Source organism: Croceibacterium salegens (assembly GCF_009827435.1).
Taxonomy (GTDB): domain Bacteria; phylum Pseudomonadota; class Alphaproteobacteria; order Sphingomonadales; family Sphingomonadaceae; genus Croceibacterium_B; species Croceibacterium_B salegens.
This window is the reverse complement of sequence record NZ_WTYM01000054.1, coordinates 15876-35897: the sequence shown is the minus strand read 5'-3', so window position 1 is coordinate 35897 and position 20022 is coordinate 15876. Positions and strand designations below refer to the sequence as shown.

Here is a 20022-nt window from a genome sequence, read left to right as displayed (position 1 = left end):
GGGGAGTCGAATGCGGGCACTAGGTCAGGAAGTCGCTGGGATCATCGCTCGTCACGTCGACAAAGGAAGTATCAGCGGCGCGATCACCCTGTTTATGCGAAACGGGGTAGAGGAATTGATCGATGTGCAAGGCACAGCCGATGTCGATCCATCCTTCCAGCTTGAAGCCGACAGCATCTTTCCGATTTTCTCGCTGACAAAGGTTGTGACAGCAGCCTGCGTTGCCCAGCTCGTTGCCGAGGGGCGCCTCTCCGTCGATGATCCCGTTTCGCGCTGGATTCCATCCTTTTCGTCCACTCGCAGGGTTCGCTACTTGGTAGAGGGTGAGGCTCCTCCGGAATTCTATCCCGGATTCGGCCCACTGCCGGCGCAGCCCCAATATCTTTTCATTGACGCCAGCGAGGAGATCAGAGTCCACCACCTCCTAACCATGACGTCTGGACTGCAAACGATCGGGATATTCAATCCCGATCTGCCCGCGATCGAACCGGAAGACGACCTCGCTTCGTGGGTCAAAAAGCTTGGCTCCGTGAGTCTGGATTATGAGCCAGGATCTCGTTGGAGCTATAGCAACGCAGCCGGGTTCGACATTCTTGGCCGCATCGTCGAGCTTGTCAGCGGGTCAAGCTTCGCCGACTTTGCCACGAAGCAATTCTTCGATCCCCTCGACATGCGGGACACCATGTTTGGCTTGGGACATGCCGATCAAGAACGCATTTTGCCCTGCGGGTCGCTCATGCATGTTCCGGTATTGCGCCCTGGATATCTTTCGGGATCGGCGGGCTTGATCTCAACCGCGCGGGATTATGCGCAATTCGTTGATTTGCTTCTGTCTGGTGATCGCCATGCGGCATCAATCCTGGCTCCCGAAGCGCGCAAGATGATCAGGCGCAATCAGATCGGAGCGCTTGGTTTTCCTGGTGTCCGGGCGGGGCAGTACGCAACCCTCGATCCAAAAACAGTTCCCGGGCTAACCTATGGATACGGGGTGGCAATCGTCGAAGCCGCTGTGGCCGACATTTCGCTTCCGATCGGCAGCTTCGGTTGGGACGGGATTGGCACCCGTCGCGCCTGGGCCATACCGCAGCTGGACGCGGTACTCGTCATGTTGGTGCCCGGCATTGGCGCAGTCGCAGACGAGACACATGCAGAAATTGAAGCTGCTGTCTGTAAATTTCGCAGCGGCTGAAAAGAGGCATGATATATCAAATTTGATTGTCTTTCGTGGTGAAGGGTGCTGGCAGATTGCATGACCGTGTGGCCAGTTGATGGAATTTGGTGGCTCCAGTAGTTGTGGACCTTGAAGGAGCGATTATGGCAGTTGGATCCCGGGCACGAGGTAGCAAGCAGGCGTCCGATCAAGGCGAGCGTCTGAGCCTTGCAGACGAATGCTACCTGGCTTTGCGCAAACTGATTGTGCATTGCGATCTCGCCCCAGGCGTACGCATCACCGAGAAGGAATTGGTGGCCCGAACAGAATTTGGGCGCACGCCGGTGCGCGAGGCTCTTGCCCGTCTCGACCTTGAAGGCCTTGTCGAAACCCTGCCGCGAAGCGGTTATCGAGTCACCGAAGTCACGCCGAAGACAGTGCGCGATCTTTACGACGTCTTTAAGCTGGTTGGGCCACTAATGGTTCGCCGTGCTGCCGAGAATTTTACCGAAGAACATTGGCAACGGCTCAAGAAGATCGTCCAGTCGAGGAATGTTCATAACGATGTCGACGCGATCATGGACCAGTCAAATGCTGCCTTTGGCCTTTTCGCCGAAGCATCCGACAACCGCGACCTGATCTTTCTCAACAAGCGCCTGATGAGCGAGCAGCACCGAATATTCACCCTTTATCTGCTGACGGAGCGGGGCAAGGAATGGTCGGATGCGCAGCTGGAATTCTGGAACGACCTGTCATGGCTCCGCGACCCGGATACCGCGGAGGCACGCATTTCTCTTGGTATTACGACCTCGTATTCCGGCATCCTGAGCGAGATTTCCGACCAGAAAGCCGTCACGCTCTGAGGCTTGCGGTCATTCGATCGGCCGAGCGCGCCGCCTGAACCGACGATCCGGTGTCCGAATGCGAATGCAATGCCGCAAATGATAAGGGGCCGGTCGATATCCTGGTCAACAATGCCGGGTTAACCCGCGACAGCCACATCGGCAAGATGGATGAGGACGATTGGGATGCCGTCGTCGACGTCGTGCTGAAAGGCGCCTTCCTGTGCACGAAGGCCGTCCTGCCTTTCATGATTGAGCGTCAATGGGGACGGATTATCAACATTGCCTCACGCGCGTATCTGGGCAATCCGGGACAGGCCAACTACTCGTCGGCCAAGGCGGGGTTACTTGGCCTCACGCGCTCGATGGCCCTGGAAAACGGACGTCACAACATCACTGTGAATGCGGTGGCTCCCGGAATTGTCGATACTCCGGCGGTCAGGGGCCTAAGACATTTCGAAAAGATAAAGGCGAATGCAGAGGCCAGCTTGCCGCTGCCTCGCCTAGGCCGGGTGGAAGACGTAGCTGCTGCCATAACGTTCTTGGCTTCGGAGGCTGCCGGGTACATCACCGGCGACGTCCTGCATGTCACCGGTGGTCGTTACGGTTAGGTACTGAGGAACTTCGAATGATCGATCCGCACCACCTGGTCGGCCTGCCTCCAGAAACCATCCGCCATCGTTTCGAGCGCCGCGATACGATCCTCTATGCTCTGGGTGTCGGCGCCGGTCAGCAGGGTGACGAGCGCGAACTATTCTACGTTTGCGAAGACCGCCTCGTCGCATTGCCGACGATGGCGGTCGTCCTTGCCTATCCGGGCTTCTGGCAAATGGAACCACGCTACAGCATCGACTGGAAGCAGATCCTGCATGCGGAACAATCGTGTGATTTCTATGCGCCTTTGCCGATTGAAGGTCATGTTCGGGGTGAGCTTCGCATTGATGCGATTGTCGACAAGGGAGCGAACAAAGGAGCTTTCCTGCGCGCCGAACGGCTCATTTACAGTGAGCCAGACAATCGGTTGATCGCGCGGGTCCGGCAAATTTCCTATCTTCGTGGAGATGGCGGCTGCGGGTCGGCGGGGCAGCAACTTGAAATCCTGCCGATAGTCCCGGACGGGCCACCGGACGTGCAGGTCACGCTTGCGACCCGGCCCGAACAGGCCCTGTTGTATCGGCTTTCGGGGGACGGCAATCCGCTGCATTACGATCCCGAGGTTGCGAAGGCGGCAGGATTTCCCTCGCCGATCCTGCACGGGCTGTGCACCTATGGCTATGCCTGTCGAGCAATTCTCCAGGCGGCCTTGCCGGATAACGGGTTCAACTTGCGCAAGTTGCAATGCCGCTTCACCGCACCGGTATATCCTGGCGACCGTCTTGAGGTGGAGATCTGGAAAACCAGCGACAGCGCGCGCGCCTTCAGGGTAAGTGTTCCCGCGCGGAAGACGATCGTACTTGATCGTGGCGTGGCAGTCTTTGCTGAACCCTGAAACGGCTGCTTCGCACCTACTGATTGCCTCGATCATCGGAACCTGCCGATGATGGGCAGGTCGTCAGAGTACTTATCCCTTCCGTGGGTGACCGCCGCAGGCAATACTGCGCCAGATCTTCGCTGACCTCGATTTGTCCCAGGTATGCGCGACGCACCTGCGCCACGTTCTGGTCGGTGCCGACGATGTCGGTCTCCGGTCCGAAATGATTGAGAATCAATGCACGAACGCCCATTCCCTGCGCCAACTCGCCGAGTTGGTCGGCGGGAATGTGCTGCCGGGTCGAATGGTTGATCAGCAATTCGAGACGCGCCTGGTTGGCGTTTGCAATGACAGGATCGACGTCAGCGGACACTGATGCCGCCCGCGCCATCATTGCGCGAATGGCCTCCACATTCGAAGATTCCGCCACGACGACGTCCGCGTTCCGCAGTATTTCGGTCCATGCCCCGTCGGGGCCGGTGTCGCCCGTGAACACGATGACGCCGGCATCGGTCTGGAGGCGATAGCTATAGGACTTCTGCGTCTCCCGCTGGTTGGCGGGGAGAAGCTGGTAATGTGAGTTCTCGATCGCTTCGACAGTCAGGCCATCTGTGTCCAGTATCACACCGTCTGTGGAAATCTCGTACACTTCGAAAGTGCCGGCAGGATCCGGGATTTCGCCCGTGAAAAGTTGGAAATTCTCGAGCGGGCCAGCAAGCGCATAGGCCACGGCTTCATCGACCATGGCCCGGATGCCGGGAGGACCGTAGATCGCAAGGGGCTCTTCCCGACGGGCCTCACCCATTCGTGCTAGCAGTCGTGCCCCGACGATGTTGACGAGGTCCTGGCTGTGGTCGGCATGATTGTGCGTGATGAAGACGGCATTGAGCATCTGTGCCTGTACACCGGCAAGCGTCATCTGGCGCGATGTACCGATCCCTGCATCCATGAGGTAATATGCTTCGCCAACGCGCACGAGCGAAGCGGCCTGGCTGCGGTTGGCGCGGAGTGTCGGGCCTCCTCCTGTGCCAAGGGTAACTATCTCGACAGTGGCGGTGTCTTCCTGTGCAGCAACAGTCGAACTGGCCAGCGAGGTGGCTATTGCGGCGGCAATGATCGCCTTCTTTAGCATCGAATATCCTCTCAACTATCGGCCCGTCCAAATCGGAGCCCGCTTCTCCACGAAGGCTCGCGGGCCTTCCTTGAAGTCTACGGTTGTCCGGACATTGTCTTGGGCGGCCAGCCCACGCTCGAACAGCTCGTCATCGTCAAGATCGAGCGCCATTCGAGCAACATTGAGGCTCTCTCGGACCGCGATCGGCGCGTTGGCGCAAATGCGCTCCGCCAGCGTCAGCGCGCCTGCAAGCGCGTCACCCGCCGGCGTGACGGCATTTATTAGTCCGAGATCGGCGGCGCGTTGGGCCGATATCCTGTCGCCGGTTGCAATAAGCTCCAGCGCGAGCGCCTTCGGTATGGCGCGTACTAGACGATATACACCGCCGGCCGCGGCAACCAGTCCGCGAGTAACCTCGGGAAGCGCGAATGACGATGGCTCCGATGCGACAATCATGTCGCAGGCTAGTGCCAGCTCGCAGCCACCGGCGAGCGCGAAACCCTCCACCGCGGCGATCCAGGCCTTTTCGCGCTTGTGTTTAACGAATCCGGCAAATTGTCCTTCAGGCGTGTACAATCCGTCGATGTTACCGTTAGCGACCTCTTTCAGGTCTGCTCCGGCTGAGAATGCCACCCCTCCGGCACCTGTCAGTACGACGGCCCAGACATCCGGATCCCGCTCGGCACGCTTGACCGCTGCATCGAGCTCGATCGCTACTTGCGAGTTCACCGCGTTGCGCGCGTCTGGCCTGTTGATAGTCACCAGCGCGACATGCGGGCGCGCGATTTCATAAAGTACGGTGTCCATCGCACTTTCCTCAGTAGATTTCGAAAAGGCCCGCGGCCCCCATTCCGCCGCCGACACACATGGTCACGACCCCGTAGCGCGCGCCGCGACGTTTGCCTTCGAGCAGGACGTGACCGACCATGCGTGCGCCGCTCATGCCGTAGGGATGCCCGATTGCGATGGCTCCGCCCGAGACGTTCAGCCGGTGATCTGGAATGCCGAGGCGGTCGCGGCAGTAGATCACCTGGCTCGCAAATGCTTCGTTCAGCTCCCAAATTCCTATGTCATCGACCGTGAGACCGTGACGATCTAGCAGGCGCGGTACTGCGAATACCGGGCCGATGCCCATTTCATCGGGAGCGCAGCCGGCAACGGCAATCCCGCGATAGGCGCCCAGCGGCGTAAGGTTGCGTCGGGTAGCTTCTTGTGCGCTCATTAGCACCAACGCCGCAGCTCCATCGGACAGCTGGCTGCTGTTGCCAGCGGTTACCGAACCACCCCCTTCAAGAACATGGCCGCCCTTGTACGCCGGAGGAAGCTGCCCAATCGATTCCTTGGTCGTGCCTTCGCGCAAACCCTCGTCCACGCCCACAGTTACTTCCTTGCGGGAGGATTGACCTGTCGCCTTGTCGGTTACGACCATGGTTACTGTCATCGGAGAGATTTCTTCGGCCAGGGTGCCGGCACTGGTCGCGGCTATTGCACGCGCTTGTGATTGAGCACCCAGTTCGTCTTGAGCATCGCGGCTGACACCGTAGCGGCGGGCCACCATTTCGGCCGTCTCCAGCATGCTCATGTAAAGATCGGGCTGCCGCTCGATGAGCCACGGATCCTGGGCCCTGTAGAGGTTCATCTTGTCGTTCTGGACCAGCGAAATGGATTCCACGCCGCCGCCTACGACGACGCCCATGCCGTCATGAATAATCTGCTTAGCGGCGGTAGCAACGGCCATCAGGCCCGACGCACATTGGCGATCGATGCTCATGCCCGCGACTGAAACCGGCAGGTCTGCGCGCAACGCCGATTGACGCGCGATATTGGAGCCGGTGGAACCTTGCTGCATGGCGCAGCCCAGGATCACATCCTCGACCTCGGCCGGATTCACGCCAGCGCGTGCGAGCGCGTGCCGGATGGCATGACCCGCAAGGGCTTGCGGCTGGGTATCGTTGAACGCGCCGCGGTAGGCCTTGCCGATCGGGGTGCGTGCGGCAGACACGATGACAGCTTCAGTGTTGGACATGATCTGGCTGAGTCCGGTTTGCTACGGTTGCCCGTTTCTGCGAATCGTCATACAAGACCGTCATACTGAAATTCAAGTCCGAGGTGACGATATGCAAGGAATTCGCGTTGGAGTTGTAGGTGCAGGTTTGATGGGAGCGGAGATTGCACTGGTCTTTGCGTTGGCCGGATCGCGTGTAATCATTTCCGATCGTTGCGACGAGGCGCTGGAAAAGGCTCGCAAACGTGTGGCGACAATCGTCGACAAGGGGATCGCTGCCGGCCGCTACGACGAGTCCGCGAAGCTGGCGCTGGATCGCCTGAGCTATTGCACCGGGTGTACGGACCTGGCCGGCAGCGAAGTGCTTACCGAAGCAGTGTTCGAAGATCAGGCGGTCAAGTTCGATGTTTTGCAGGCGCTAGCTGAAATCAGCAATCCGGACACCTTGATCGCGACAAACACTTCTACCATCCCGATTTCTACGCTGGCGGCGGCGTTGCCGCCGGATCGGCGTGGACGCTTTATCGGAACACACTACTTTTCGCCGGTATCGCGGATGCCTCTGGTCGAGGTCATTCCCGGTTTCGAGACCCTGCCGGAGACTGTGGCAGAGACCCGGTCGCTGATGGAGAGCATCGGCAAGAGCGCAATTGACGTAAAGGATGTGCCCGGTTTTGCCGTAAACCGCATGCTGCACGCCATGATCATCGAGGCGGTCCGATTGGTCGAAGAGGGAGTAGCGACGCCAGAGGATATCGACATGGCCGCTAAGCTCGGTCTCGGTCACGCTATCGGACCGTTCGCGCTGATGGACGCGGTTACCTCGACGCTCTGCGTCCAAGCACAGGAGATCATGCAGGAAGCCTACGGCGAGCGCTTCCGCCCTCCTGCATTGCTGAAGCAACGCGTCCGTGCTGGCTTTGGAGGAGGCAAAGGCAAGCCCGGCTGGCTGGCTTCCTGACTTGCCGGCCGCACTTCCGGTAGCAGAGTGAGCGGTTTGCTTCACAAGCTAGATTGTGCATTGAAGCATCCATACCCGGCCATTGAAACCGAGTGGTGCCGGACAACAACAAAAGGCCGATTATGTCCGTTGCCCATGACACCGACGTCCTAGCCACCATCGGTCGTGATGAGGAACGCGAGAAGCAACACTCTCCCTTTGAACGAGTGCATCGCGGCATTCTCCGCGGACTATATGAGGGCAGGTTTGTTCCCGGCCAGCGGCTGGTGGCGCCCGACCTGATGCGGCAATTCGATGTTGGGCGCGGGACGATCCGCGAAGTGCTGCAGCGCCTGGCTTCGACGGGGGTTATCCGCATCCTTCCGCAAAAGGGCGCGCAGGTTCGACGAATGACCCGCCGCGAAGTAGTGGAGATCCTGGACCTGGTCGAGGTCATGCTGGGGTTGGGCGCCCGTGGTAGCGCTGGTGCAATGGCCGACCCTGAGCGCCGCGCGCAGCTGCAGAGGGAATACGAGATACTGATGGCGTGCAAGTTCGATGAGGATTTTGCCGGGTTTCTTGCGGCGCGCGAAGCCTATTATCGCTCCGTGATTGCGATGGGCGGCAACCGCGAGTTGCAAAGGATCTTTCCCGCGATCCAAGTACACATCATGCGGGTGCAATTGCGAGCCTTTGATCATGCGGCCGACGCCGCGAATCCGGCAGACTACCGTTTGCTCCACGAAGCGATCGTGTCGGGCGATGCCCATGCGGCCGAGCATGCTGGGCGGCAGCACGTCCAGCGAACCATCGGACGTATCGCCCAGCTTCCCGATCGCGCATTCGAACCAGGCGAATAGGACGTCCTGCACTTGGTCGTTGTAGGCTAGGCGTGGATCCTGCCGCTTCGATTCCCCTGCTGCCAGATCAATGCCAGTTTTGCGTCTCCTGACCTCAATCGATCTGATATATCACCTTGCAAGAGTCTGGTGGCGCGTTGTATGAGACCCTAGGAGGGGAAGGGATCTCCTGTTCCCCACGCCATGCCGGCGGCTTTGGGAGAGTACGATGAAATTTGCGCGGGTTTCCAACGGTTACGGGTACGCGACCGCGAGAATTCAGGGCGGAGTCGCGTATCCCTGCGAAGATTGGCGCACAGGCGATCCAGCGCGTGATAGCTTTGTGCCGCCGACCCTCGACCCCGCCAGCGCGCAGAACGCTGCCGCAATTCCGCTTTCTGAACTGAGCTTCCTTCCGCCGATTGGTGGCAGCAACAAGCTGATCTGCCTCGGTCTCAATTATCGTGATCACGTTTCGGAAGTCGGGAACGAAAATGTCTCGCCCTATCCTTCGCTCTTCACGAAGTTCCCCGACACCATGGTCGGCGCCGGATCGCCCATTGTAAGGCCGACCGTTTCCGATGCTTTCGATTACGAAGGCGAAATTGCCATCGTGATCGGCAAGGGCGGTCGGCACATCCGGAAGTCGGAGGCGCTGAGCCATCTCTTTGGGTTCACCATCCTCATGGATGGCAGCGTGCGCGATTACCAGGGGCATTCGGTAACGGCGGGTAAGTGCTTCTATGCCTCGGGCTCGGTGGGGCCGTGGATTGTGACTTCCGACGAAATCCCAGACTACCGCAAGCTGACTCTGAAGACGCGCCTGAACGGCGAAGAGGTCCAGTCGTCGGTTGTGGAAAACATGATCTACGATATCCCAACCGCCATCGAGTATATTTCGCGGTGGACGCCATTGGCACCCGGCGACGTGATCTCTACGGGCACTCCGGCTGGTGTCGGCTTCGCCCGGACTCCGCAACTCTACATAAAGCCGGGCGACCTGGTGGAAGTGGAGGTGTCCAGCATCGGCGTACTGGCCAACACGGCGGTGGCTGAAGCTTGAGGGAGTCATGGCGCGTCACCGCACAACCATCAGGGCGGTGCCAGGTCGCTGGCCAGTCGCAGCCGTTCTACCGCAGTCCTCTCTCGTTCCATGGAAAACAGGCGCGCAATCGACTGGAGTTTGCAAGCAATGACCGTCCAGCTAAACGACCGCTATACAAGGCGCGACGGTTCAATCCTGATTACCGGGGTTCAGGCACTTGTTCGGTTGATGATCCTGCAGGCCGAGCGTGACAAGGCAGCTGGTATCAAATCCGGCGGCTTCGTCAGCGGTTATCGTGGCTCACCCTTGGGCACGCTGGATACAGCTTTCCAGGGTGCCAGGGACAGCATGGCAGGCCTCGACATAAAGGTCATGCCGGCCGTCAACGAGGAACTCGGGGCCACCGCCATTGCAGGCACCCAGCAAATAGAACAGTCGCCCGGTGCGCGTGTCCAGGGAGTTTACTCGCTCTGGTACGGCAAGGGGCCGGGATTCGACCGTGCTTCGGATGCGATCCGGCATGGCAATTATCAGGGTAGTTCACCCTTTGGCGGGGTGGTGCTGGCTGTCGGCGATGATCACCTCGCGAAGTCGTCCTCCATAATCTGCTACAGTGACGACACTGTCGCCAGCGTCCAGGTGCCGCTTTTCTATCCCGCAGATCCTCGAGAGATCGTGGAGTTTGGCCTGCATGGATTCGCATGTTCGCGCCACACCGGTTCTTGGATCGCGCTCAAGATCCTGACTGAGGTCGCGGATTCCACACGCGCAGTTGACGGTAGTGAACTTGCTGACGATCCTGTCCTGCCTCCGGTTGTGGCTCCTCCGGGGGGGCTGCACAATCGTTGGCCGATGACTCCGCAGGATCAGGAAATGCTACAGCAGGCCTATCGCCTGCCAGCTGTACTGGAATATGTCCGGGCGAACCGGCTCGATCGAAGCATATTGCGTGACGACGGCTCGCGCATCGGCATTGTCGCTGCCGGCAAGTCTTGGCTCGACGTACGGGAAGCGATGCGCTTGCTCGGGCTGGACGAGGCTGCGCAAAGGAAGCTGGGCATTGCCTTCTACAAGCCGGCCCTGATCTGGCCGCTCGAGCCGGAGGGAATGCGGACATTCGCACTTGGACTTGAGCAGCTCGTGGTCGTCGAAGAGAAGACCGGTCTGATCGAGCAGCAGGCCAAGGCCATTTGCTACGGTCGTGACGGTGCGCCAGAGATTGTTGGCAAGCGCCACAGCGACGGAACGGTGCTATTCCCGACAACACTGGATTTGACGCCGGAAAAGATTGCCTGCGAACTTGGTCGACTGCTCGGGGCGCTAGGTGCCGGGCTGGAGGATCGGGTTGATGAACTGGCAGGGCTTCTTGCAGCACAGGCGGAGTTTGCGATTCCGCCAGCCATTCGAAAACCGTTCTTCTGTTCTGGCTGCCCGCACAACCGCTCAACCGTGGTGCCTGAAGGAAGTCGTGGCACTGCCGGTATCGGCTGCCACGGGCTGGCAGCCTATAACCGGCCACGTACGACCAGCTTTGCCCAGATGGGGGGCGAGGGCGTGCACTGGGTTGGACTTTCGCAGTTCACCGACGAGAAGCACATGTTCGCCAACATGGGAGACGGCACATATTTCCATTCGGGGCTTCTGGCGATTCGGCAGGCCGTGGCCGCAAATATCAATCTTACGCTCAAGATCTTGTACAACAGTGCCGTCGCCATGACCGGAGGGCAGGCTGTCGATGGCGAGTTGTCGGTTGCTCAACTCCTCCAGCAGTTGCGTGCGGAAGGGGTCAAGACGATCATCGTATCGACGGACGATCCGGATCGTTATACTGCGGGTGATCCGGTGCGGGGCCTGGCTGATCGCATAGAGCATCGTGACGATCTCGATGCGGTGCAATTGGAACTGCGCGATACGCCGGGTGTCAGCGTGCTGGTCTACGAACAGATGTGCGCCACCGAAAAGCGGCGCTTGCGCAAGCGGGGCAAGCTGGCCGAGCCTGCGCAGCGAGTGTTCATCAATGAACTCGTTTGCGAGGGCTGCGGCGACTGCTCGGCAAAGTCGAATTGCCTGTCGGTAGAGCCGGTCCAGACCGGGTTCGGCACCAAGCGGCGCATCAATCAGTCAAGTTGCAACAAGGATTTCAGTTGCCTCAACGGCTTCTGCCCCAGTTTCGTCACCGTCGAGGGTGGGCAGGTGCGCAAGCCCAAGGCGATTGCGCCTATCCCGGATTTACCGCTGCTCGTTGAGCCGGGAATACCCATGCCTGCCCACCAACGGCTGCTTGTGGCGGGTGTCGGCGGTACAGGCGTGGTCACAATCGGTGCCTTGCTGTCGATGGCTGGGCACATGGGCGGGCGCAAGGTCGCAGTTCTTGACCAGGTCGGCATGGCCCAAAAGGGCGGGGCCGTGACAAGCCACGTGCATATCGGCGGAGATGAGATCACCGCGCTGCGCATTCCTCCCGGAGAGGCTGACCTCGTCGTCGTCTGTGATGAGATCGTCGGCAATGCACGGGACGTGATTGCCGCCATCAACCCCGTTAGCACCAACGTCTTGGTAAACTCCGACGTCGCCATCACAGGAGACTTTACGCAGGATCCATCGGCTATCCCCGACGGTACATTTCTGGCGCGGCGCATTGCCAAGGTCGCCGGAGAAGGGCGGTTCGTGGCGTTTCCCTTCACACGACTTGCTGAAAGGTTGCTGGGTGATGCCATCGGGTCAAATCTGATGATGGTAGGCTTTGCTTTCCAGAAGGGCTGGATGGTATTGGACCTCACGGACTTTGCCGCCGCAGTACAGCTTAATGGCGTCGGGGTAGGCATGAACATGGCGGCGTTCGAGTGGGGCCGGCGGCTCGCTGTCGACACTGCATCAGTCTTGCGTGCAGCTGGCCTTGGCGAACCCGAACCCGAAGTGCCGGAACAGGTCGTCGAACAGCGGGCCCTGTTCCTCACCGACTATCAGGACAGGTCTTATGCGGATCGATACCGCGCCCTGATCGCCAAGGTTGCCGCCAAGGATCAGGAACTGGGCGGCGATGGTTCGCTGACGATTGCTGCCGCCCGCTCCCTTTTCAAGCTGATGGCCTACAAGGACGAATACGAAGTTGCTCGGCTTCAGCATTCTGCCGCGTTCGATGACTCACTCAAGACGCAGTTCGATGGCGATTACAAGCTGTACTTTCACCTTGCTCCGCCCCTCTTCGCTCGGCGCGACAAGGCAACCGGACATCTCCGCAAAGCCCGGTTCGGGCCATGGATGATGCACGCATTTGGACTGCTAGCCCGGCTCAAGGGTCTGCGCGGGACAGCATTAGATCCCTTTGGTCGCACGGCTGAGAGGAGGATGGAGCGTGCCCTGATCGTAGAATACGAAAAGCTTCTTGATGCGATGATGCGGCGGGTCGGGCTGGACAACCTTGCGGCTATCACCGAAGTCTTGGCCTTGCCTATGACGATCCGTGGCTTCGGGCATGTCAAGGAAGCTGCGGTCGCAGCCTATCGATCAAGGCTGGCTGCGGCCCTTGACGAGCTGGACAGCCAGTCAGGTCCCCTGAACATGTCGCAAGTGGCCTAGGGTGGGTTTCTCGCGCGACACCCTTACGGCGGAAGGCCGCGCAACGTTGACCTGCACTGGCCGTGAGGCTTGGCGCTTGTGATCAAGAAGAAGGTCGACGCAAACAACCTTTCTATCGCCTATTTCGAGGCGGGGAGGGGGGCACCGGTTGTTCTCCTGCACGGATTCCCCGAGCTGGCCTATTCCTGGCGTTCGCAGATCGCTGCACTGGCCGCCAAGGGCTGGCAAACGATTGCTCCGGACCTGCGCGGATACGGCGACACTGGGCCTGTCGGAGATCTGGCCGCTTACTCCATGCGGAATCTTGCCCTCGATGTGATCGGGCTGCTGGACTCGCTGGAGATCGCACAGGCCGTGATCGTGGGGCATGACTTCGGCGGCATGCTTGCCTGGTGGATCGCACGAGAACATTCCGATCGCGTACTTGGCGTAGCCAGCCTCAATACCCCCTATACCCATCGCGGCACGGTCGATCTGGCCGAGACGATGCGCCGGTACCGGGGCGAGGACAACTACATGGTTCGCTTCCAGGTGCCAGGCGAGGGAGAACGCCTGCTTGAGGCCGACGTGGCGGCGACCTTTCGTGGACTGATGCGCCGATCATCCCTCACATTGGCAGAATTCGATAGCGCCCCCGCTCATCTGCGATGCTTGCCGATGACGCTGTTTGTCGGCGAACCAGAGGTCATGGGTGAGCCGATCATGAGCGAAGCAGAATTGCAGGTCTACATCGATGCGTTCAGTCGGAACGGGTTTGCCGGGCCGCTGAACTGGTATCGAAACCTGCATCGCAATTGGCTCGACAGCGAAGGCACGACCGATCTCATCGATGTGCCCGCGTTGATGATCTCTGCCGCCGACGATTTCTTTCTGCCACCCGCCACGACGATTGGCATGGAACGGTATGTTAGAAGACTGGAACGGCATGTGATCGCCGATTGCGGTCACTGGACGCAACACGAGCGTCCCGGCGAACTCAACGCCCTTTTGCTCGGTTGGCTGGATCGTTCGGGTTGGCAGTCGCTTGACCCGAGTCCCCGTCCGCTTGATTTATTTTAATCATATCAAATTACGTGTTCCCCATTCGCTCCTCGCGCGCTAGAATTTGCCTGAAAGGCAGATGACGTTTTCGTACGGGAGACGCCGCTATCTCGGGGAGGTTCGCCAAATGCGCATGATCGATGAAAGAACCGTGCGGTTCGCAGCAGAGATACAGCTTTTTATTGCGGACTACTGGGCAGATGTTGATCGCAACCGCGGGCAAGGGGCGCCTCAATTCTACACCGAGGACTGCGTGCTCAACGTCGGGTCTGACAAGACTTTCAAAGGCCATGCGGGGATTGTGGATTTCTATCGCTATCGTGCGGAACGCGGAGTTCGCACGACCTGCCACATGACGTCGAACTTGCAGGTTTGGCCGCATGGTGAAGATCGTGCCCGTACTTGCTTCGTGGTGACGAACTATGCTTCGGATGGGCCGCCACCGATCACCGGACTTGGTGGGCCCAGCCTGGTTTCACGCGTGGAATGTGATCTTGTGCGCAGCTCGGAAGGGCGTTGGAGCATCAAGACGCTGTCAGCTGAGCCCTTGTTCATTGGCAACGAGCCCTACACGGTAGCAGTCCTGGTGGAAGGCCGGCACGATGACAAGGTAGCAAGCGACGCTTGATCGAGAGGAGACGGCGCATGGCGGCTAAGGTACACCACGTGGGGATTTCGGTGCCGGATCTCGATCGTGCGGTGAAATTCTTTGCCGATGTATTCGGCGTGACATCGGCAAAGGTCGAATCCGATGAAGTGCGCAATCTCTACCTCGAGTTCGAGAACTTCACGCTTCAGATTACCGAGGACCCGGGGCGACTTTACGGAGAGACTTTTGGCCGTCTCGATCATATTGCGATCACGGTGGATGACCTAGATACGACGGTCCAGCGATTGCAGGACCACGATGTCGCGATGGTCTGGGAAAAGCCAGTGCGGGTGGGGGATGTGCGCTGCAACTTCACCCGTCGTCAGGGTGGTGTAGGAGTCGTCTTCCAGCTGTCAGACGAACACGGAGCAACCCACCCGTCGCAGGAATTCCATCCCGGGATGATGACCGATCTGATCGAAGAGCCTTGATGCGCTGGGTTTCGAGGCCGCAGCATCGAAGTCGATGACTAGGGTTCACCTCAGCAGTGCTCTGATAGGCCGCCGCCCGCAGGGACGGCGGCCGATCTGATCGGAGTGCTCCAGGCTAATGGCCTGGTCCGTGGAAGGTGAAGCCGTGAGCTTCTATGATTTGCGGGAATTCGGGCTTGCCACCCTCGGTCAGGCCGATTTCAAACCCGCGATCGTGTCCACCCGGCGTGTTGATGGAGAACACGAAGCTCTCGCCTTCGCCCAGATGAGTAAAGGCATGGGTCCCAAAGCGCGGCGCAAATCCAAAGGCTCCCGGGCTCACTCGTTCGGCAGTCTGGTTGCCGATCCTTAGCCGAATATCACCCCGCAGGATGATGAAGGTCTCTTCCTCAGTTGGCTGATGGTGTGCCGGGACGTCGACGCCGCCATGGATAATATTGCAGAATGCGGACGCCGCGCCGCGCGATTCCTCTGGCGAAAGCAGGAGGCGCGCTTCTTGCCCCATCGCAGCGATATTGCGGCATTCCCGTGGATCCACGACCAGCTTCGGGATGGGCTCTAGCTGCGCCCAATCTGCACGCAGCGCGACAAGGTCATCCAACGTCGAAATCTTCCGGTCAACACGGTGCTGTTGGCAATTCACGCGATCATCGTTGGCGAGTGGTTGGCTGTCTGTCAGCTTGAGCCCAAGTGGCTCGAGCAATGCCCATGCCTCACGCACGGTATCAGCGCCGCTTTCGGCATATTTCGCCTTAGCCAATGCGAAGCCTCGTTCGATGCCGGCTGGCAAGTGGATCACAAATACTTCGGCGGGGGCATTCGACCGGTTCGCGACTGCTTGCGTTGTATGCGGGGGGGCAAAACCAAAGCCCGCATTGCCAAGCACTGCTGTTTTCGAACCGATTGTCAGTTCTACCTCTCCGCCGGCGACAACCCAGTAAGCATCGCCATGATCAAGTCCGTGCGCGGGAATTTCCGCTCCAGGCGCAAGCACGATGTTGTGGACGCTGTTGCGGCCACTGCTTTCTTCACCGCGCAGAACGCATTTGATGTCCAGGCCGGAGAAGCTCAAATCTTCGCAACCGGCCGTGGAAGCGAGGATCTTTGGGTTGCCATCGGTTCCGGCCCAGGCGTCACGCAGTGCTTCGAGATCCTTCTTCGTCCTGACTGTAATGCTCGACAACGCGACCGGGGCATTCGTCCGCCTTTCAGTGCGCTCAACTACCGCTTGATCCGGATAACCCATCGAACTCTCCATCTTTCATCTCTCTCTCGAGTCTGATATATTAGACGACGCAAAATTGCGCAAGCGCATCGGCCTTCACCGCGCCCCCGCCAGTTACGATGCGATGCGCGCCATCGCCGATCCGATGCGCGTAAGGTCCACGCGAGCGTTCCGGTCACGCCCGGTGAGGTTAGAAACCGAGAGACCGGTAAAAATCGGCGTTGGCGAACTCAGGTGCCGTTATGGGGCCGGCCACCGCTACGATCTTTGCGCCGGGTCCACGCGCTTCCTGCAGAGGTCTATCAGGTCCAGCAGTTGTTCGTCGGCGTAATCGTTAGCCATCGTTATCGCTCTCGTTGCGGGATGACCGGAAGCAGAATGTGTGAGCGATGCTCCGCATCGCCGTAGATGATCTGGACCGCCGACTTTAGTTGGGCCGCATCAAGACCAAGCTCGCCTGTACCGGGATTGCGATCGTATCGCGGGAAATCGCTCGAGGTGACGAGCACTTGCATTCGGTGTCCGGGCAGGAAGACCATCGAGGTCGCCGCGAGGTCTATTTCGTATTCGACAATATCATGCGGTGTCAGCGGGCGCGGTTCACGCCAGTCACGAGACCTCCGACTGGCGCGCACGATGCCGTCACAGACGCTGAAGCTGCGCCCTTCGGGGTGGACGTCGCAAAGTTTGATAACCCAGTCAGCATCCCGCGCGCTGGTTGAAGCCCAGAGCCTGACGCTTATCGGACCGGTCACCTCGAGTGGCTCATCCAACGGAGCAGAAGTGTAGAGCAGCAGATCGGATCGGCCATGCAACTGGTTCTGGGCTATCGCACCCTTGGGATAGATGGTCGGCATGAGCGTTGCCCCGCCGAGCGTCGGGAGAGGGTCTGCCGGATCGAATTCGAATGACCTCGGTTCGCTGCCGACTGTCGGGGATTCGGGCGACAAGCTTCCATCGCCATGAAAAAACCACGGTGTGAGCTTGGCCCTTTCAAGCGGCCATTCCTGTTCATCGCGCCAGTGGTTGATTCCCATGACGAAGATTCTCACCGGTGCTGTCGCCGGGTGTTCCTTGTCCTTCAGCCACCGGTCAAACCAGCGCAGATGATAGGTGGTGAGATCCTCGGTCAGATCCATTGAAAGGCCCGAAGCGCGATAGCCATAGTCGACTTCGCCACCCGCCGAGAGGTGCATTCCCTGGCCATGCACCCATGGGCCGATGGTCAGCTGGACTGGAAGTTTCGTTTCCGTCCCAGCCACACGTGTCGCCATTGCCGAATAGTGCGCCAGGTCAGAGCGCAGGAGGACGTCGTGCCACCCTGCCGTGATCATCACCGGAACCTGGACCTCGGCATGGCGTCCAGAGACCGAACGGTCTGACAGGAAGTCGTCAGGTGTCCTGTGTTCAAGCGTGTCCGCAATAAATGAGAAGTAGGGTTCATGAGAGGCACAGGGTGCCATCGCACAAAGCGGCAGCGATCGAACCAGCTCCTCGTATTTGTCGAGTTCGTCGATCAGACGAAGGAATTCGGCACCGCGCTCCTCAGCGGGCGAGCTTCTGCGAGCTCGCAACAACTCGGTTGGCCCCATGACGCGTAGCGCCCATTGCGTAAACGTCCCCAATTCGAAGGCACCTTGCCGCCAGAATGCATCAAACAGGTCACATGGTGCTTGCGACGGAGCGATCGCGCGCAAGGAGGGGGGGGCCATTACCGCAGCTGCCCATGCGGTGAGCCCATGGTAGGAAATGCCATAGGCTCCCACCTTGCCATTCGCCCACGGCTGGCTTGCCGCCCATTCAACGCTGTCGTAGCCGTCCTCGAATTCATCGAGCCACGGTGTATGCACTCCCTCGGAAGTGCCACGTCCGCGCGTATCCTGCTGCACCACGACGTACCCGGCTTCCACCGCCCGCATCGGGTCCAGTGCCATGTAGGTTATGGCGCCTGCGTTCTTGTCGTAGGGCGTGCGGAACAAGAGCACTGGTGCCGGTCCGGCCTGTGGGTCGCGAAAGACGTTTGCGCGCAGGACGGTGCCATCGCGCATTTCGCAGGTAACGTCGCGTTCGATCAGGATGGCCACGGCAGGCCCTTAGTCCTGCGGCTGAAGTAACGAGTCTCCCATGTCAGCTGCAGCTTCCAGCACGCTGCGGGTATCGACGCGTGAACCGTCGGGATTGCGGGGCGCCTGCTTGTAGCCGAGCTGGTGCTCGCAGATGTAGAGGTAATCAGTGCGCAGCGGTGCGAACATCTCCATGAGATGGACGGGCTTGTGGTCTGCTGGGCGGCCGCCGTGAGGGACGTCACGTGGCACGTAGATGAAGTCGCCTCCAGCGAGGTAATGATCCTTGTCGCCGGCCCGGAAACGCAAATTGCCTTCGAGGACATAGATCATCATGTCGAATGGGTGCGAATGACAAGGAGCGGTTCCGTCCGCCGCCGCAACCTCGGCAAATGCATCGGGATCGAGCCAGACGAAGCAGACGTTGGCTGCGTCCATCGCTAGACCTGTGCGATGATACTTGTTTCCGAACCGGCTTTCGCGGGGAAGGTCGGCGACCGTACCGGAGTAGACTTGACCTGGCATGCTAGGCTCCTCTTGAAAGGTGTGGCGGCGATGTCAGCACCGAACTGATATATTTTTAGATAGCATTAAAAAAATATCAAGCGACGTAGGGGTTGTGTCAGCGCCACATTAACATGCGAGATCACCGACTCCTTCAACCACCAGCAGAACTTGGGTCAGGACGACAGGAAAGCCGTCCAGTGCTCATGGTTGTGGGCTTTGGCCTCGACTTCATCGACGATGGCCAATGCAGCGTCGTCCAGAGATAATCCGGCATAACTGGAACCATCCATCGGCACCTGATTGGTGCCGACTTGATAGCTTCCCCGCGGTGCTCCGGGATGGAGACCTGCGGGCGGCGAAAAGAATGACCAGTCGTAAGTGCGGTCATGTTCGAAAAACATCAGCGCGTGGACCAAAGGCTGGATGTGCTCATGCCTGGTTTCGTCAGGCATGATCTCGTCCCAGAGCGCGAATTCAGGCGGCATCATGCTCGAAAGATCTTCCGGCCATTCGTGTCCGCTGACTTCGCCATCGCCAATGCCCGGGAAGATGTCGATCAACTGCACGCCCGGCTCGATGTACAAGGCGCCGGCGCCGCCCACGAACAGGAGCCGATTCACTCCAGCAGCCTTGGTTGCCTTGATTATGTTGACCACGCCGTTGATCGTGTCCTTGTATACGTTTTGCCCGGGGGAGGGATGGTGCCCCGCGTTGAAGCAACTGACCACAATATCGTGATCCTTGAACGCACTCACGGCTTGCGAACGCGACTGGATGTCGGCCTGGCAAGCGGTCACACCTGGCAGTCGCGGGACATTGTCGGAGTTGCGGGTAATGGCGGTTACTGTGTGTTTCCGTCGGGATGCCTCCGTGAGCACCTTTGAACCTATGAAGCCGGTCGCCCCAACCAGTGCGATCCTCATCTACCTTGCTCCTGTTTGCAGTTTCGGCTGATCTGTCGGTCTGGACTGTCGCCAATGTCGATCCCTGAGAGCGTGCCACGCCTGGCGGCTGGTTGACCATCCGCAGACAACTGTGGTTTCGTGACTAGCAACCGATTGCGTTGAACAGCCTGAGTCCTCCTTGATCTGGGTACGATGGCTATTTTTTGTAATGCAGTC

At 59.4% G+C, this 20022-nt stretch carries 18 protein-coding genes; 11 read left to right on the top strand and 7 right to left on the bottom strand.

The window, feature by feature from the left end:
- The first annotated feature begins 10 nt into the window (after positions 1 to 10).
- From GRI89_RS14050 to GRI89_RS14035, 4 genes are all read left to right on the top strand, one after another.
- Positions 11 to 1189 (top strand): serine hydrolase domain-containing protein, encoded by a 1179-nt coding sequence (locus GRI89_RS14050; RefSeq protein WP_159796937.1) that lies wholly within the window; start codon positions 11 to 13, stop codon positions 1187 to 1189.
- A gap of 125 nt (positions 1190 to 1314) precedes the next feature.
- Positions 1315 to 2013, top strand: a complete 699-nt coding sequence (locus GRI89_RS14045) for a GntR family transcriptional regulator (RefSeq protein ID WP_159796934.1) — start codon at positions 1315 to 1317, stop codon at positions 2011 to 2013.
- Positions 2014 to 2063: 50 nt separating this feature from the next.
- Positions 2064 to 2603: an SDR family oxidoreductase gene (locus tag GRI89_RS14040; protein ID WP_201290941.1), complete on the top strand. Its 540-nt coding sequence runs from the start codon at positions 2064 to 2066 to the stop codon at positions 2601 to 2603.
- A gap of 17 nt (positions 2604 to 2620) precedes the next feature.
- Entirely contained in the window at positions 2621 to 3481 is an 861-nt protein-coding gene (locus GRI89_RS14035; RefSeq protein ID WP_159796931.1) for a MaoC/PaaZ C-terminal domain-containing protein, read from the top strand.
- A gap of 16 nt (positions 3482 to 3497) precedes the next feature.
- Here the strand turns inward: GRI89_RS14035 and GRI89_RS14030 are convergent, their stop codons facing one another.
- Genes GRI89_RS14030 through GRI89_RS14020 form a run of 3 tightly spaced genes read right to left on the bottom strand, consistent with a single transcriptional unit; the run spans position 3498 to position 6603 of the window.
- On the bottom strand, positions 3498 to 4595 hold the full coding sequence (locus GRI89_RS14030; RefSeq protein WP_159796928.1) for an MBL fold metallo-hydrolase: 1098 nt from the start codon (positions 4593 to 4595) through the stop codon (positions 3498 to 3500).
- Positions 4596 to 4610: 15 nt separating this feature from the next.
- The gene (locus tag GRI89_RS14025) at positions 4611 to 5384 is read right to left on the bottom strand and encodes an enoyl-CoA hydratase-related protein (RefSeq protein ID WP_159796925.1); all 774 of its coding nucleotides are present in this window, start codon (positions 5382 to 5384) and stop codon (positions 4611 to 4613) included.
- A gap of 10 nt (positions 5385 to 5394) precedes the next feature.
- Complete coding sequence (locus GRI89_RS14020) at positions 5395 to 6603, bottom strand: acetyl-CoA C-acyltransferase (RefSeq protein ID WP_159796922.1); 1209 nt, start codon at positions 6601 to 6603, stop codon at positions 5395 to 5397.
- Here GRI89_RS14020 and GRI89_RS14015 point away from each other — a divergent pair.
- From GRI89_RS14015 to GRI89_RS13985, 7 genes are all read left to right on the top strand, one after another.
- On the top strand, positions 6602 to 7543 hold the full coding sequence (locus GRI89_RS14015; RefSeq protein ID WP_201290940.1) for a 3-hydroxyacyl-CoA dehydrogenase family protein: 942 nt from the start codon (positions 6602 to 6604) through the stop codon (positions 7541 to 7543). The genes GRI89_RS14020 and GRI89_RS14015 overlap by 2 nt on opposite strands.
- Before the next feature lie 95 nt (positions 7544 to 7638).
- Positions 7639 to 8382 carry a GntR family transcriptional regulator gene (locus GRI89_RS14010; RefSeq protein WP_159796919.1) on the top strand — a complete coding sequence of 248 codons (744 nt, stop codon included), beginning with the start codon at positions 7639 to 7641 and terminating at the stop codon, positions 8380 to 8382.
- 208 nt (positions 8383 to 8590) lie between these two features.
- A complete protein-coding gene (locus GRI89_RS14005) occupies positions 8591 to 9424 on the top strand; it encodes a fumarylacetoacetate hydrolase family protein (RefSeq protein ID WP_159796916.1) in 834 nt (277 codons plus the stop codon).
- 90 nt (positions 9425 to 9514) lie between these two features.
- Positions 9515 to 12985: an indolepyruvate ferredoxin oxidoreductase family protein gene (locus GRI89_RS14000; protein WP_159796913.1), complete on the top strand. Its 3471-nt coding sequence runs from the start codon at positions 9515 to 9517 to the stop codon at positions 12983 to 12985.
- A 78-nt stretch (positions 12986 to 13063) separates the two neighbouring features.
- Complete coding sequence (locus GRI89_RS13995; protein ID WP_159796910.1) at positions 13064 to 14044, top strand: alpha/beta fold hydrolase; 981 nt, start codon at positions 13064 to 13066, stop codon at positions 14042 to 14044.
- 109 nt (positions 14045 to 14153) lie between these two features.
- Positions 14154 to 14654 (top strand): nuclear transport factor 2 family protein, encoded by a 501-nt coding sequence (locus GRI89_RS13990; protein WP_159796907.1) that lies wholly within the window; start codon positions 14154 to 14156, stop codon positions 14652 to 14654.
- 17 nt (positions 14655 to 14671) lie between these two features.
- Positions 14672 to 15106: a VOC family protein gene (locus GRI89_RS13985; protein WP_159796904.1), complete on the top strand. Its 435-nt coding sequence runs from the start codon at positions 14672 to 14674 to the stop codon at positions 15104 to 15106.
- A gap of 115 nt (positions 15107 to 15221) precedes the next feature.
- Here the strand turns inward: GRI89_RS13985 and GRI89_RS13980 are convergent, their stop codons facing one another.
- From GRI89_RS13980 to GRI89_RS13965, 4 genes are all read right to left on the bottom strand, one after another.
- A complete protein-coding gene (locus GRI89_RS13980) occupies positions 15222 to 16352 on the bottom strand; it encodes a cupin domain-containing protein (protein WP_159796901.1) in 1131 nt (376 codons plus the stop codon).
- 323 nt (positions 16353 to 16675) lie between these two features.
- The gene (locus tag GRI89_RS13975; RefSeq protein WP_159796898.1) at positions 16676 to 18415 is read right to left on the bottom strand and encodes a CocE/NonD family hydrolase; all 1740 of its coding nucleotides are present in this window, start codon (positions 18413 to 18415) and stop codon (positions 16676 to 16678) included.
- 9 nt (positions 18416 to 18424) lie between these two features.
- Entirely contained in the window at positions 18425 to 18919 is a 495-nt protein-coding gene (locus GRI89_RS13970; RefSeq protein WP_159796895.1) for a cupin domain-containing protein, read from the bottom strand.
- Between the two features lie 155 nt (positions 18920 to 19074).
- Complete coding sequence (locus GRI89_RS13965; protein WP_159796892.1) at positions 19075 to 19824, bottom strand: NAD(P)-dependent oxidoreductase; 750 nt, start codon at positions 19822 to 19824, stop codon at positions 19075 to 19077.
- Between the last annotated feature and the right edge of the window lie 198 nt (positions 19825 to 20022).

Excerpts from the sequence above, each read along its gene's own strand:
- GRI89_RS13965 (WP_159796892.1), bottom strand. The coding sequence starts at position 19,824 with ATGAGGATCGCACTGGTTGGGGCGACCGGCTTCATAGGTTCAAAGGTG.
- GRI89_RS14015 (WP_201290940.1), top strand. The coding sequence starts at position 6,602 with ATGATCTGGCTGAGTCCGGTTTGCTACGGTTGCCCGTTTCTGCGAATC.
- GRI89_RS14045 (WP_159796934.1), top strand. The coding sequence starts at position 1,315 with ATGGCAGTTGGATCCCGGGCACGAGGTAGCAAGCAGGCGTCCGATCAA.
- GRI89_RS14030 (WP_159796928.1), bottom strand. The coding sequence starts at position 4,595 with ATGCTAAAGAAGGCGATCATTGCCGCCGCAATAGCCACCTCGCTGGCC.
- GRI89_RS14000 (WP_159796913.1), top strand. The coding sequence starts at position 9,515 with ATGGAAAACAGGCGCGCAATCGACTGGAGTTTGCAAGCAATGACCGTC.
- GRI89_RS13990 (WP_159796907.1), top strand. The coding sequence starts at position 14,154 with ATGCGCATGATCGATGAAAGAACCGTGCGGTTCGCAGCAGAGATACAG.
- GRI89_RS13970 (WP_159796895.1), bottom strand. The coding sequence starts at position 18,919 with ATGCCAGGTCAAGTCTACTCCGGTACGGTCGCCGACCTTCCCCGCGAA.
- GRI89_RS14050 (WP_159796937.1), top strand. The coding sequence starts at position 11 with ATGCGGGCACTAGGTCAGGAAGTCGCTGGGATCATCGCTCGTCACGTC.
- GRI89_RS13985 (WP_159796904.1), top strand. The coding sequence starts at position 14,672 with ATGGCGGCTAAGGTACACCACGTGGGGATTTCGGTGCCGGATCTCGAT.
- GRI89_RS14025 (WP_159796925.1), bottom strand. The coding sequence starts at position 5,384 with ATGGACACCGTACTTTATGAAATCGCGCGCCCGCATGTCGCGCTGGTG.
- GRI89_RS14020 (WP_159796922.1), bottom strand. The coding sequence starts at position 6,603 with ATGTCCAACACTGAAGCTGTCATCGTGTCTGCCGCACGCACCCCGATC.
- GRI89_RS13980 (WP_159796901.1), bottom strand. The coding sequence starts at position 16,352 with ATGGGTTATCCGGATCAAGCGGTAGTTGAGCGCACTGAAAGGCGGACG.
- GRI89_RS14005 (WP_159796916.1), top strand. The coding sequence starts at position 8,591 with ATGAAATTTGCGCGGGTTTCCAACGGTTACGGGTACGCGACCGCGAGA.
- GRI89_RS14035 (WP_159796931.1), top strand. The coding sequence starts at position 2,621 with ATGATCGATCCGCACCACCTGGTCGGCCTGCCTCCAGAAACCATCCGC.